Genomic DNA, 14,945 nt, shown 5'->3' with positions numbered 1-14,945 from the left:
TGTTCCCTTTACTACATACTGCTGCGCCACAGCCGCTAATCCTCCCATGAGGATCAGCAGTGCGGTAAGCAGTGTTTTATGTAGTAAGGTTTTGAACATTTATTCTATATTAGAATTTTATACCACCAGTAATTCTTGGTTTTGGCAATACTGTAATTGTTCTTGTTTTATCAGCATCATCAGCAGGTAAAGCCACTGCAGCACCATCCTTAGTAGTAGCACTAACAATTACAACTTTGTAAACTGCATCAGTAGTACCATCGTTGATAAACTGATTTGGCACATCTACTTGATCAGTAGCATTCAAACCATTAACTGTAACATCACTTCCAACCTGTGTATCGGTGGCATCCAGAACCCTATATACCAAATCATAAGGAGCTAAACCTCCTGTAAATTTAACTTGGAAAGAACTACTACCTCCACTTGCTCCACCTCCAAAAATATTTCCATCTAAATCAGAACAAGTTTGAGCATCATCAGCTGCTGCAAATAATACAGAAGATTGTCCTAACACTTCAACCTTAATGGTTTCAGTTTCAGAGATACAGTTAGTTGCATCCGTGGCATAAACAGTAATGTTGTACACCCCAACAGCCTGATTCCAGTCCACCGAAATTGTGTTTCCTGTAACTGCGCTTACATCTGTATTGGTACCTGCTGCATCAACAGTCCAAGTATAAGTATACCCTGCTACTGCTGTAACATTGTAGTTATGCGTAGTTCCCAAGGTAACTTGTTGGTCAGCCTGTGCACTAGCAAAGTGCACAAGTCCAAAAGTTAAAGCGATTATTAAATATATTCTCTTCATATTAAGATATTATTAGAAGGTAATTGTTGGTTTAGCTGGAATTGCATGGATTGTGATCGTTAGAGATTCATTACCTGCAGTTGGTGTAAATTCAACTCCATTTGCATCTACTACCTTTACAATCTTAACAATTACAGAAGTAAAGGCAGGATTCACAGGATCAACAACATCCATTGTTGGAATTGTAAATTTATTATCAGTTCCAATAGTTGCTGTATGATCTGCTCCATCAACTTGATAATGAACTGTCATGTCATAATATTCAGCAGCAGCAGGATTACTAGCTAACTTAATATCAAGAGTAACTTCCATTCCTGAAGCAATATTCGCATCATCCGCACAATATACATCTTCAGTACCTGCATTAAATGCTACTGTATAATCATTTGATGCTACATTAACCTGAATCACATAATCATTGGTACACGATGTAGTTTTATTCTGAGCTGTCACTCTTACATAAAAAGTACCATTGGCATTCCATGTTATATTTTTCTTATATCCTACTGCAGGACTAACATCAACTAGGCTATAATTTCCTGGATCAACAGCAGCACCAGTATTATCAAGAACTTCCCAAGTCCACGAATGATCTGCAACTTCAGGAACTGTATAGGTAAAATTACCCCCAGCAACAACACCATTTTGAACTTTATCAGGTGTGATTTGGGCATTTACTGTTCCCATAATACCTATGCTAAAAACAGCAAGGAATAAGAGTTTTTGTAACTTTTTCATATTTAGTTTTTTTTAGTTTTCTACAGTAATTATAGGTTTCTCCGGCAAAGCAAATATTGTTCTCGAATGAACTCCTTTACCAGCTACAATATTTAGTGTACCACCATATTTATTCGTCGCCGAAATAATGGTTATATTATTGATTGTCTCATTATTTTCATCTTCAATAATGCCTAACACATTAAACATTTTGTCTGCATAATTAATTGTCGCAGTTCGGTCTGCAGCATCACCATCTAAACGATAGTTCACCGTAACTGGATATTGCGATTCGGCCAATACGGTTCCCGAATCAAACATTGCTATCAATTCTGTAGCAAAACTATTGTCTGCATCAGCACAGTCATCTGATGCCAATTCTTTAAATTCTATGGTTGCTTCAGTTCCTAAAACTTCCAAAGCAAATACTCTTCTCGAAGAACAAGTTATTCCTGAGTTAAACTCTTCAGCGATCACATAATATTTCCCTTCGTTAATGAAGGTGATATTAATTTGAGGTTTTTGATACTCTCCCCCAACAAACAAAAAGTCATCGTCACCATTCAAACCATCGTTATCTGCCAAAAGGGCATCTTTCTGATCAGTCCAATTGCTTACGGTATAAACTTTCCATTCGTAGGTATTTCCGATATTTTCGGCAACCGAGAATTGGTGTGTTGCACCAGGCAATGCCACATAAGGATCCTGAGCCTTAGCTGAAGCCAATACCATCACTGTTACGAACAGTGTCATCAGAATTCTATGTAATTTCCCTATGTGCAAAATTTCTTTTTTTTAGTAAATGCCTTCCCGGATTTTCCCGGGAAGGACTTTTATATGTAAGTCAACAAATTTTACAAGTTAGTCGATTGTAATTTTGCTAGTTTCAGGTGATGCAGTAATCACAAACTCAGCTGGCGTATTATTCAACTCATTAGCTGCCAATTCGCTAGTATTACCTGCTCCTGTAGTGATAAATGCATTTGAAGCTACAAAGCCTAGGGTAATATCATTCGCTGGAGATGGCCCAGGAGTGTTATCAAATTCTACCATAAACGTTACTGAGGATTCACCTGTAGGAATATTGATTGTTGTAGCACCAACAGTTACACCTGAAGTAGTAGTAGTTACAGTTGCTCCTGCTAAAGTAGAATAATCAAATCCCCATGCTCCAGAAGTCCACGCTTGTCCATCAGTACTCATCGAAACAGTAAAGTATCTTTTTGATGTTCCGAAATCATTTGTTGTATTATCAATGATTGCTCCACTACTGTCGTTACAACTAGTTAGGTCTCCACCTGTAATTTCAGTTCCACCATCATTAGTTGCCAATACAAGAAGGTCAATCGCTCCTGCTGAAACTAATATCTCTAATCTTCTTAAAGTTGTACATGCACCCGTAGCATTGGCTTCAGTAACTTCAACATAGAAAGTTCCTGAATTCAACCACTGAATGTCAACCATATTAACATTTACACCTGTTCCTGTTGTAACAAAAGTGAAGTCTGTTGCTTTTGCCAGTGTAGAACCGTCAGATTGGTATACTGCCCATGTATAAGTATTTCCTACATGATCAGCTAAATGCGATGCACCTCCATTTACTTTAAATTTATGCACAGAACCAACAGCATGTGTTGCATCTGCCTGCGCTTGCGCTCCATAAGCAATTAAAGAAATTGCCAGAACCATCGTTATTTTTAATAATCTTTTCATGATATATTAAGTTTTTTAGAGTTTCAAAATTAGTCGGTAGTAATACCTGTTGTTGCAGGTACAGCTTTGATGCTGTATGCAATTGTATTATTTGTAGGTGCTGCAGAATCTTTCTCTGGAGTTCCTGTTGCATCTTTAACGGCAGAAAGAACTAACTCAAGATTGAAATCTTTATCTTGTCGGTTATCATTTGTTGTATAAGATACTGTTATTAATACTTCTGTTTCGCCTGCATTAACTACCAATGGGTTTGCTGTTGCATCCTCAACATTAGCTGGATCCACAGTAACCACGTAATCACCAATATCCGCATCTAGCACATGAGATATTGCATAGTTAAATTCCCATTTTACATCTGCTGGCAAACCTTCTGATCGAACTTTAAATACTCTTGTAGTTGTTCCAAAAACATCATCAGAATTATCCCCCAATGTTCCTGCATCCACAACTATGGAAGGATTAATCGTAGCACAAGCCGTTGCATCAGCAGGTGTATTCAGCTCTGCAAAAACATCAAATGCATTAGCCACAACTTTAATTGAAACCTCTCTTACGGTCGGACAACCTCCAGCATAATCTGTTCGTGTTTCTGTCAATCGAAGTTTGTAATCTCCAGCTTTTAACCACTGAATCGTTATATCTTCTGTACCAGCACCAGAAACAACGTGCCATTCCGTACCATCACTCCCCACATCAATGGTCCAAGCTAGTGTACTTGTACCAATAGTACCTTTGGTTACACTATAGGTATGGGTTGAATTTTCGTAAGGAAGTAATCCTGTGTTCTGCGCAAACAACTGCCCTCCTATGAACAAAAAGCAAAGTGCAATTAATATTTTTATCGTTTTCATATCAATAGTTTTTTATTATTTAGAACGAAATGTTTGACGATCCTGCAAGAGGTTTAAGCGTAACAACCTGAGTTCTATCTGATGTTACTGCTGGCATATCTGTGTTATCTGGAGTAGTAATAGCGCCTTTAATAGCTCTACCATTAGTTACATTTAATGTTACAGGTCCACCATTAGTTACTTTACCTGAAACTAAAACTTTGATTGTAACTGTACCTGATGTTGCAGCATCTGTTGCATTTGCAGTAACATTAAAGTTTCCATTACCTGTTCCTGCAGTTTTAGTTCCTCCAGTTACTGTTACATCGGCGGCATTTGCAATAGTAACTCCTGTTGGCATAACAAAATCACAAGTAAATTGATAATTATCAATACTAAACCCACTCTCTTTTGTCATATTAACAGTGAAAGTTAGTTCTGTTTGAACGTCTGATTTGTTCTTATAAACATCCCAATCTAAAACATTACTTTCCTCGCTATTACATTCTTCACCATCAGCAGCTAAATCCAAATAGAATGAATTTGTATGAACTGTTACTGGCATTGTTCTTCTTGTAGAGCACCCATTCAATGTCTCGGTATACTGAATTACATAGTCACCTGCAGTACTCCATGTAATATCCATATTATCATTTCCATTAGTCCCTAATGATACTTTAGATGAAGCATCAGTGGTACCGTCAGATTCAAATACAGCCCAAACAATAGTTCCTCCATCATCTGTTACTTTATAGTTATGCGTGGTTCCCAAATAAGGGTCATCTCCATCCCCAAGAGTTCCTGGTGTTCCACTCTGAGCAAGGGCATTTACAGTTAATAATGCTAAAATTGCTGTTGCCGAAAAAAGATGTAATAGTTTTTTCATGTCGATTATATTTGTTTTTTATTATTCTCTAATAAGTTATTCCACTAGGGTTTGGTTTATGCTTTATTGTAATTGTATAAGATTCTATATTGGATACATTACCACTTTCATCAATAACTCTATATAATATGGTTGATACACCTTCAGGGAATTCAAATCCAGAAGGATCAGCAGCAGAAACAGCTCCTGTAGCAGTACTTCCAAAATCATTCACATAAGCTCCTCCCTCTAATTGAATTCGATATTCAATTGTAAACGTCGTTGAACAATTATCACTATATTTTCCAATAGGCAAAGAAATACCAGAGAAGGTTTTTACTTGTGAAATTTCATTCTCTGCACAATCTTCTATACTTAAATCTGACAATAATAAGAGTACTGGAGCTTCCTTATCCTCAACTGTTACAGTGGCAGTACAAGTTGATTGATTCCCAGCTTGATCTTCCACAGTTAGCGTAACAACATTAGCTCCCATATTTGTGCAATCAAACGTACTCTTGTCAATCGTCAATACCAATGCTTCCTGTGCAGAACAATTATCTGTACTGCCATTATTTACATCAGTGGCATTAATGGTAACATTACCAGAAGCATCTAATTGTACCGTAATATCTTTACAGATTGCAGTAGGAGCTACATTATCGCCTAATACATCCATCTCGTACGTAGATTCATTACCAGCCTCATCTGTTGCTGTAAGTATCACTTTTTCGCCTCCAAATACTTTTTCGCCTGCAGCAGGATTTTGAGTAATCACAAGATCTGCATCACAATTATCAATTGCATCAACGCCTACTGTATAATCTGGCAAAATAAATTCACAAGCACCTCCCAAATCAATTGTATTTGTAGGAAGAGTAGCTTTGATAAATTGCGGAGGTTCTACATCCGAATTAACAGAATAAAATTGTATACCATCTATTAAGTTCCCTGAACTAGATGATGGACTAACTGTTTCAATTTGGAAACGCACTTTACCCCCTGGCAATGAGCTTGGAACTGTATAAGATCCTGAATGAACCACCCAAGCATCTCCATTGTCATTAGAAATTGTTGCTACATCAGAAAGACTTCCTACAGGACCAATTCTTAAACGTATTGTTTCAGAGCTATTGTTTCTATACCTATACGTAACAGCCCACACCATTTCAGCACCAGCGTTAACATCAATATCCTGATACATGGTATTGGCCCCATTTGAATTCAATTCACAAAACTGGCCTCCATCTGGTGTAGTAACACCTGAAAAGCCCGATCTCCAAATCTCAATTCCGTAAGGAGTACTATTCCAACCATTTACCGTTGAATAAACTTTCCAATCCTGAGTTAATACAGGTTCATTAAAGGTCCAATTCTCAATTGTTGTTTCACAAGGAGATACAACATAAATTGAAAACAATTCTGAATATCCACCAATACCACAAGCATTTGTCCCTCTAACTTTTAATTCTCCCGAAGTTGCGTTAGAATCAAAGTTTACAGAAATTTCATCCCCATTGTTTGTGATATTTGCACCTATTCCTGAATATTCCCATTCATAATTTGTGGCATTTGTTATCGCAGGTATTCTGTAAATAACCCCAGTTTGACCTGATTGAACAATTGCATCTCCTGTAATATTACCAGCATCTAATGGAGAAGTAAGAACGGTAGTGGTTATGCCTGCATAGGTAGATATACAACCATTACCATTGGTAACATCAACAGTTACCTCCTGACCGTTTGTTAAACCTGTGGTGGAATAAGTAGAACCTGTTCCATTTTGAACACTGATTCCATCAACCTTAAAATTATAATTTGCCCCACCAGTAGCGGTAAATATCACGTTATCACCTGTACAAATCGAATTATCAGAATCACTGCTAGTTAATGTGCCTGATGGTGAAGCTTGAACATACACTGTTAATTTTATCACATTCGAAGAACAACTAGAATTTGATTCTACGATCTCAACCGTAAAAGTACCTTCACTTATCCATGTTTGAGAAAAGCTATCTTTAAAATAATTTGATTTATCACTATCAGGATGAACAGGATGATTAGTAACATCCGCTGCATCAATTGTATGCACCACAGTAACTAAAGGGGTAGTAGCTGGAGAAGTATTTACTTTCCATTCTACTGTAGATCCATCAAAACCATACATATGATAGTCCACAGTTTGTCCTACACAAACATGCTGTTCAGTAGCTTGTCCCCAACCTTCAGTTAAGCCAAAAACAAAAATGAATAGTAAGAAGAATGTTATATGGCGTAAAAATCTTATCAAATGCTCTTTTTTAGTGTGTATATGGTGCTTACAGCGTTTAAAATAAGTTAATTTTTCCCAATTTATAAACATCTATACGACAATTGTTAAAAAGTGTTTACTTATTTTTTGATTAATTTCATCATAACAGATTTTTTTATCTGTTTTTAGCATTGGTTAATCATTCTTAAACAAGTATTCATGAGGCAATAGTGCAACCTCATCAACACAACAAACCAATTCATCTACAATAAAATACTACTAATCAAACAAAAGCCAGATAACGATATCATTCATAAAATGAATCTTTACACAAAGTCTTTTTTTGGGGGTGCAAATATACACAAGACATGCAAAAAAAAGAGAGGATATTATCTTAAATTTAGGAATACATCCTGGAGTCTTACCAACTACATCGTGCTTTACACTAAAAGATTAAAATAGTAAAGTAATCAGATAAATAGCCTTAAAGAAAAAGCGAAATTTTATCGTAACACAGCTTATTAATGAACACCCTTAAAGCTTTTATATATTCATCAATGCTTTTGTTATTTATTGAAGAGTTTTTTTTGAGAACCTTTAATTTCCAAATTAATATCATTTATTATTCAAAGGATTCAGTAAAAAAATTGAAAATATATGGTAATACCAAACCTTGGTATTTTAAAACATTTAGCTATTCATTAAAGATGCCAATAGGATTAGGAGTTTCCACCACATCAATGGTAATAATATTTGAATAGGTAACACAACCAGCTCCTTTACTTGCTTGACGCACAAAAAAAGTAGTTTGTGTAATTGGACCTATGTCTGAGGTATAATCCAGATACTCGGCATTTTCAATTAAAGTCCAGCTAATCAAATCCGTTTTAGGATCAGAATTTAGCTTGGTTGTATAATACCATTGATAAGTAAATGTTGTCGCGTTACCCGATGTTGTAGCCGGAAGAACATTTAACAAGCCAGAAGGCTCATTGCCCAAACAAATTTCCTGATCGCTTGTTATTTCACCCCCCGAAAAATTTACTCCACAAATTGCCTGGTAAATAGGATTGATCATAAGATCTTCTTCTCCTCCAAAATTACAATTATTCTGATAATCAGTCAAACCATCGTTGCTGGCAGCTCCATCACATTGCAATACAGGATAAAGATTTGGATTCAAATGATTACCGTCATCAGATCCATCAATTGATCCCAATATATATACATTGGAAGGGTCGGAACTTGTAAACCCCCCCTGATTCGTATCAGATCCTGTGTGCACAAAATTACCCAGTACAATTAAAGTGCCTCCAGCTTCGATGGTCATTTTATTCTCTGTTATCAAATCCCCCTCTATAATCAGAACACCATTAGTTTGAATCACTACATCAGAATTATTATCAACAACCAAGTTTCTCACCATCAACTTTCCTGTACCTGTAATAGTAAGCAAGTTCTTGTTTAATTGTAAATCGGGATTGGGATCTGAACGACGATCATCCTCGGTAGAAATAGTTATTGAAGTTTGCCCAGGAGGAGGAATGACACCTGCTAAATTATAAAATGCTATACTAATTAGAGTAATTATGATACAAAGCTTTTTCATACACCTAGGGATTTTCCAAGTTTGAACTCCTCAATTTAACTAAATTAAACCACATATACGAAAAAGCGATAAATTTGTTTAAGATTTACAAATTCATCGCTTTTATAATAGTTTTATTCTTATTTAGTTTAATCTAATAAAATATCCCGATAGGTTTTGGCTCGGTTTTTACCTGAACATCTATACTGGTTTGGCATGATTTATAATCCCGTACAGTAACAGTATAGGTTTGAGGTGCCAATCCAGTCACATGGTCGATATTCAAGCCTGCATCATGACTCCAAAGATAATCATACTCAGCACCTGTTATACGAGGTGTTCCACCTGAAGCTTCAACCTTAATTTCTCCATCTGTTCCATCCGAACAAAGATTTGACTCTGCTGTCTTCAGAGATACAATAGGATTTGGATTTACTTGAATTCCACTCACACTTTGACTTGCACTACAATTATTATTTGAAACCACCTCGAATGTGTACGTTCGCGATGTTAGAACATTGGTTACAGGAACTGCCTTTACACTAAGCCCAGCTCCTGTGATTTCTGAGGAAGGACTCCAATTGTAGGTTGGATTAATTGCATTAGACACATTAGCAGTTAAACTAATCTCAGCCTCACTACACACCTCCGTTTTATTAGCTACCAAACTATTAATAACTGGTGTTGGCTTAACTGTTACCACAACATCATCCGACGATTCACATGCTTTTCCAACTCCGTCAGAAACAGTTAGGGTATATATATAAACACCTGCAGGAACATTGGGTGATATTGTAGGATTCTCGCTATTCAAATCCATATTGGTTAATCCTATAGCTTTATCACAAGTCCACTCGTATACAATTCCCCCAGTACCATTTAATGTTCTGGATGTTTCTTTTTCACACATTTCAAAATCAGCACCTGCATTCGCTTTTAAATCAGTTGGCAAAGGAATATTAATCGCAACATCTTTAGAACTACATGAAAATTTATCTTTTATCGTAACCGTATGAGCACCAACCGTGTAGGCTCCCTGAAACTTGTTCTCTTCTTGAAAAGCCCCACCGTCCAATGAATACAAGTAATTAACAGGGTCCAAGCCATCTTTTAATTCAATAATGATTGTAGAAATGGCAGCACCTCCTCCACAAGTTACATTGGAAATTGCATTGGCCTTAATTTCTCCAACGTCCAAAATATCAATCTTTTTTCGGAAATAATCAGAAGCGTCGGTACTACAAGGACAACCTCTTAATACCTCAAATAAAATATCTTTGGCACCAGAAACCTCGTTACTGGCCATATAATAAATCTTAATATCTGATTGACCAGAAGCAAATGTAACATCTTCAGGAAAGTTCCCAATTTTGGTTCCATCCTCAGTTACTTCAAAATAATCAACTCCATTAACGGCCGTTCCTGAAATATTTACATGGAAGGTATATTCTTCATCCAAGTTTTCTTTCCTTGAAAAACTAATGTAACTCTTGTCACAACCACGGTACATCACAGACTTATCTCCATCCAATCCATCCAGTTTATTTTCCACTGTTACCTCGTTGGATTTAAAACTTTTGGCTTCTAAAAATACTGCAGAGTTATAATCCTGATCATTTCTATCATACACTATCAACTTTATATGATAGGTTTCACATGCTTTAACATCAGCTCTAGCTTTCAAGATCTTTGTTCGCCCATCAAAAGCTATTGGGTAACCTCCTATTTCTTCCACATACAAGCTAGAATTATCAGGACATGAAGGGCATTGATTCTTATATACATTATTGATACTTACCTGATCGCCTGACTCTGTTAAGGCTATATTTTTTCCGCTCAAACCAGTATCATTAGAAATTCCTGGACCACTTATAATAAAAGCAAATCCATCATTGTAATCCGTACAAGCATAACCATTGTATTCTTCGGAAGCAAAAATATAGTTAAACTCTAACTTATTTCCTGCTGGAACAAAGTCAAATTCCAATATCTGGGCATCGAAATATTTTCTATCCCAACCAACAATACTCCCCCACCAATTGAATCGAGGCTTTGTATCAGCCAAAAACATCAAATCAGAGTCTTGGCTGCCTTCATCAAAGTCAAATCCACCTATTGCATCACGTCCACTTCTACTAGCAGGTCCTATTGCATTTTCTACATTCCCTGTTGACATGATAACCCCCGAACTTAAAGGGAAATCAGAATCACCCTTTTCAAAATATCCTATTCCTTGAGCTTGATCACCATTAAAAGTAATGCTGTTAGCGGTCAAACATCCAGTTACCAAAACATTTTGCACTAAATCTTCTGGAGAGGTCCCTATGCTCACATCTTGAGTGTTGATTTTAATAGGGGCAGTTGATGGTTTATCATCATCAACAATTGTTATCGTTTGTTGTTGAGTGCCATTTTCATTGGCATTAATCACCCCAATAACATCGATAATAACATCTCTATCACCATCGTTAGTATTGTTATTTATTGCCGTTAAAATAACAGTCTTTGAAAGACTTCCTGCTGGTACCACAATCGTATTGGGGCAATTGTAATCAGCCGATGGCGCAGACCCTGTGAATCCCAAATTAACAGTGATATCATTAACTGATACTTCATCTAAACTAGCAATAATGCTAACACTTTCTCCATTTTCATCAACCATTGAACTTCCTGTTGTCAAGCTAACAATAGGAAACTTTGGTAGAATATTTAAGGTATAATCTTCTACTTCTCCATAAAACCCAGTTTCACAGCTTTCGGGGTAATTATCATATTTCGCGGAAACCCTCATTCTAGTTGTACCAAAAACAGCATCATTCGGAACTGCAATACTATAGGGTGAGTTACTTGTAGCACCATTGGATTCATTCCAAACAAACCCTAAATTATACATCTCCACATCTTCAAACAGCTTATTTTGATTCCAATCAATCCAAGCTCTTGCATATATTCTATTTCTTCCTGCAGAATTTAGCTTCACAACTAAACCATATGAACTCCCCTTATTTACATCGGAAGCAACACCTAAATTATCAGTATATATCGGATAGGCAGAACTTGCTTCATTTATTTCATTAAAAGCTACCGATGTAATTCCAATATCATAGTTTATACCAGAAGAAGTGCAGTACCCCAAATCATTTGAGATATTCAAGTTAACTTCCTGTTCTCCTTCTGCAACACAGTTTTGTCTGGAAGTAATAGCAATCTTTAAGTCAACATTGGATGATCCCCAAATCTGATAAACCCCTTTAATCTTAAATGAAAAACTAGTTTCATTTCCTTGGAATTCGTGGTAATACACAGGAGGATCAATTGTGAAATCATACCCACTACTTCCTGTTCCATTCGTATTATAACTTAAAGAAATTGAAGCTGGCCGTCGCCTCAAACTTCTTTTACTCAAACTAACCGTTACTGTAGCTTCACCACCATCCTTCAATATTCTGGTTTTATCTATGCTAATTGATATTTTAGGGTAACTTTGAGCTGAAATTGTATTAGTTACAAAACAAAACAATACCAATAATAATGCTCTAGAGAAAAAAGTATGCATACTACTTACTGTTTAACAGTTAATATTTTTTAAGGGGGAGCCAAATATAACTGATTTACTAGAATTTAAAGAACATCATAAGTGTTTTTTACATTAAGCAAGTTATTTTTGTAATGATTAAAACATTTTGACCTATTAGTAAATGAATAAATACAAACACATCTTCTTCGACTTGGACAGGACCTTATGGGATTTTAATGCGAATTCGGAAATTACCTTAAACCAATTGTACCGAGATTACCAACTGCAAAGCATTTTTGGAAGTTTTCTGTTTTTTAAATCACGATTTGAATATCACAATGGCAAACTTTGGAATGCCTATTATCAAAACAGAATCAAGAAAGAAGATCTAATGTATCGAAGATTCTATCTGTGTTTGAAAGAATCTGGAGCAGACGATTTAGAGTTGGCAAAAGAAATTGCTCAGGATTTTATTGAAATAAGCCCTCTACAAACCAAAACCTTTCCCAAGGCACATGAAATGTTACAACAACTAAAAGAAAAAGGATATGAATTGCACATCATTACCAATGGATTTAACGAGGTTCAATTTAAAAAACTCACAAACTGTGAACTTATATCCTATTTCACAGAAATCATTACATCAGAAGATGCTGGGGCTAACAAACCCTCACCTTTGATATTCGAATATGCATTAAAAAACACGGGTGCTACAACAAGCAATAGTATTATGGTTGGGGATGATCTAAAAACTGACATTGCAGGAGCAAGAAAATCAAATATTGACCAGATTTATTTTAATTCAAATAAAACCAAACATGATGACGATGCAACTTACGAAGTAAATCAATTGATAGAAATCACAAAAATTCTGTAACACCGATTATTAATCTACAATAACCATTTGTTCGTTTTACTCCAAATGGCTAACAGATTATATATCGGCATTTAAATTTAATATCTCACTGTTTCACCAAGGATTCACATTAAATTTAAATTGGGACAAAAGCACTCAATCCTTACAATTTAAAATTACTTTTTAAGATATTTTAACAATTCATAAGCGAAACCTGCCGAATAGCATGTTTTTTGTAATAAAACAAAACCTATATTTGCAGCGGTAATTGTGACGGACAGGCTTGGTAACCCTTCCGTTCTTTCAACATCATCAAGTTTGTATGTAGCTTTCATAAAAATTCTAATGGGTTAGTAAAAGTTACAGGGTTAATAGATATACAAATGGTTAATAAAATATAGAGTTAGACTATACAAACGATGTTGAACTTAAGGCTGTGTTTAGGGGACACAGCCTTCTTCTTTTATAAAAAATCAGGTTTTTCTTTTCTTCTTCTTAGCTGCAGGAAATAGCACATTATTTAGGATCAAACGATATCCTGCCGAATTCTTTTTCAAATTCAAATCGGTTGGTGGATCTCCCACCAAATGCTGATAATCTTCTGGATCATGTCCTCCGTAAAAAGTCCAGGTTCCTTTTCCAAATTTGCCATGAATATAACGAGCCTCTCCTGCCGATTTATTCTCGCCCATAATCAGCACTCCAGGCTTAATCAGATCCTTTTTAAAAGCTGTGGTTTGTCCCATGAATCCCTTAATCATATTTTTATGATTTTGGCACAACATTGTAGGAACAGGATCCCATTTGGCAGAAAAATCAAAAAGCATAAAGTAATCCTCATCTCTATTTACTTTTCGGGTTAAGGTTACATCGATATCTGAAAACTCATAGACATAAGGGTTGGTTTCAACCTTAAAATCAGTAAATGCAAATGTTTTATTGTAATCTAACTTTTCCTGAGCGTGCTCATCTATCGGGTCTCCATCAAAAACATGATTGCAGATATCCGTATCATCTGCCGCAAGGGTAATGTCGAAAGTATCGGTAGCCGAACACATGGCAAACAAGAAACCTCCATTCTCAACAAATTTTCGAATGGTTTGTGATACAGCTTTCTTTAATTCAGAGACCTTAGAAAATCCATATTTCTTAGCCCTATCTAAATTATCTTTCACCTCATCCTTATACCACTGCATATTTCGATAAGAAGCATAAAACTTACCATGCTGCCCGGTAAAATCTTCATGATGCAAATGAAGCCAGTCATAATTTGATAGCTCATTGCTTAAAACTTCATCATCGTAGACTATATCATATGAAATCTCTGCATAAGTCAGTGCCAAGGTTACCGCATCATCAGGGCTTTTTCCCTTTGGGAGTATAAACGGCTATTTTAGGAGGTTTTTCTAGTTTAATGGCATCCATATTTGCTTCTGGAGAAGAAATCTCATTCATGATCTGCGAAACATTGGCATCAGAAATCACAGTATAACTTACACCTCGAATTTTGCATTCATCCTCAATATTTTTGCTTAATGGCAAAAGAAAAGAACCTCCTCGATAATTCAACAACCAATGAATTTCATGGTTATTTTGCAAAGTCCAATAGGCAATTCCATATGATTTTAAATGATTCTTTTGCGAATCATCCATAGGGATAAGTATACTTGCCGAGAAGCCATGAAAATAGGCTAAAAGGAAAAAAATTAGTATTAGATATGTTTTTAGGAAACCCTTCATAAGTACAATCGAAAATTGATTTAATTCGAAAGTACAAAATCACAATCTAAAGGAAAA

At 35.9% G+C, this 14,945-nt stretch carries 12 protein-coding genes; 1 reads left to right on the top strand and 11 read right to left on the bottom strand.

What is annotated here, in order from left to right:
• Positions 1-109: 109 nt before the first annotated feature.
• The 9 genes from JCM15579_RS12965 to JCM15579_RS12925 all read right to left on the bottom strand — a co-directional run bounded on the left by JCM15579_RS12965 (position 110) and on the right by JCM15579_RS12925 (position 12,331).
• On the bottom strand, positions 110-811 hold the full coding sequence (locus JCM15579_RS12965; RefSeq protein ID WP_054720798.1) for a hypothetical protein: 702 nt from the start codon (positions 809-811) through the stop codon (positions 110-112).
• Between the two features lie 12 nt (positions 812-823).
• Complete coding sequence (locus tag JCM15579_RS12960) at positions 824-1,549, bottom strand: hypothetical protein (protein ID WP_054720796.1); 726 nt, start codon at positions 1,547-1,549, stop codon at positions 824-826.
• A gap of 12 nt (positions 1,550-1,561) precedes the next feature.
• Positions 1,562-2,281: a hypothetical protein gene (locus tag JCM15579_RS12955; RefSeq protein ID WP_054720793.1), complete on the bottom strand. Its 720-nt coding sequence runs from the start codon at positions 2,279-2,281 to the stop codon at positions 1,562-1,564.
• Positions 2,282-2,389: 108 nt separating this feature from the next.
• A complete protein-coding gene (locus tag JCM15579_RS12950; protein ID WP_054720791.1) occupies positions 2,390-3,241 on the bottom strand; it encodes a hypothetical protein in 852 nt (283 codons plus the stop codon).
• A gap of 29 nt (positions 3,242-3,270) precedes the next feature.
• Positions 3,271-4,092, bottom strand: a complete 822-nt coding sequence (locus JCM15579_RS12945) for a hypothetical protein (protein WP_054720789.1) — start codon at positions 4,090-4,092, stop codon at positions 3,271-3,273.
• A gap of 19 nt (positions 4,093-4,111) precedes the next feature.
• On the bottom strand, positions 4,112-4,957 hold the full coding sequence (locus JCM15579_RS12940) for a hypothetical protein (RefSeq protein WP_054720787.1): 846 nt from the start codon (positions 4,955-4,957) through the stop codon (positions 4,112-4,114).
• Positions 4,958-4,985: 28 nt separating this feature from the next.
• Entirely contained in the window at positions 4,986-7,226 is a 2,241-nt protein-coding gene (locus JCM15579_RS12935; protein ID WP_157471469.1) for a PKD-like domain-containing protein, read from the bottom strand.
• Positions 7,227-7,881: 655 nt separating this feature from the next.
• The gene (locus JCM15579_RS12930; RefSeq protein WP_054720783.1) at positions 7,882-8,796 is read right to left on the bottom strand and encodes a DUF8696 domain-containing protein; all 915 of its coding nucleotides are present in this window, start codon (positions 8,794-8,796) and stop codon (positions 7,882-7,884) included.
• Positions 8,797-8,929: 133 nt separating this feature from the next.
• The gene (locus tag JCM15579_RS12925; RefSeq protein ID WP_054720781.1) at positions 8,930-12,331 is read right to left on the bottom strand and encodes a choice-of-anchor L domain-containing protein; all 3,402 of its coding nucleotides are present in this window, start codon (positions 12,329-12,331) and stop codon (positions 8,930-8,932) included.
• 142 nt (positions 12,332-12,473) lie between these two features.
• Here JCM15579_RS12925 and JCM15579_RS12920 point away from each other — a divergent pair, with 142 nt between their 5' ends.
• On the top strand, positions 12,474-13,169 hold the full coding sequence (locus JCM15579_RS12920) for a YjjG family noncanonical pyrimidine nucleotidase (protein WP_054720779.1): 696 nt from the start codon (positions 12,474-12,476) through the stop codon (positions 13,167-13,169).
• A 452-nt stretch (positions 13,170-13,621) separates the two neighbouring features.
• On the opposite strand, the gene JCM15579_RS12915 is transcribed toward JCM15579_RS12920, so the two are convergent.
• Positions 13,622-14,491 (bottom strand): hypothetical protein, encoded by an 870-nt coding sequence (locus JCM15579_RS12915; protein WP_218186163.1) that lies wholly within the window; start codon positions 14,489-14,491, stop codon positions 13,622-13,624.
• A gap of 13 nt (positions 14,492-14,504) precedes the next feature.
• Positions 14,505-14,801, bottom strand: coding sequence for a hypothetical protein (locus JCM15579_RS20860; protein WP_218186162.1), 297 nt, complete (start codon positions 14,799-14,801; stop codon positions 14,505-14,507).
• Positions 14,802-14,945 lie beyond the last annotated feature (144 nt).

Origin of the sequence: Marinifilum fragile JCM 15579 (assembly GCF_001310955.1) — a bacterium.
Taxonomy (GTDB): Bacteria; Bacteroidota; Bacteroidia; order Bacteroidales; family Marinifilaceae; genus Marinifilum; species Marinifilum fragile.
This window is presented reverse-complemented; position numbering and strand designations above follow the sequence as displayed.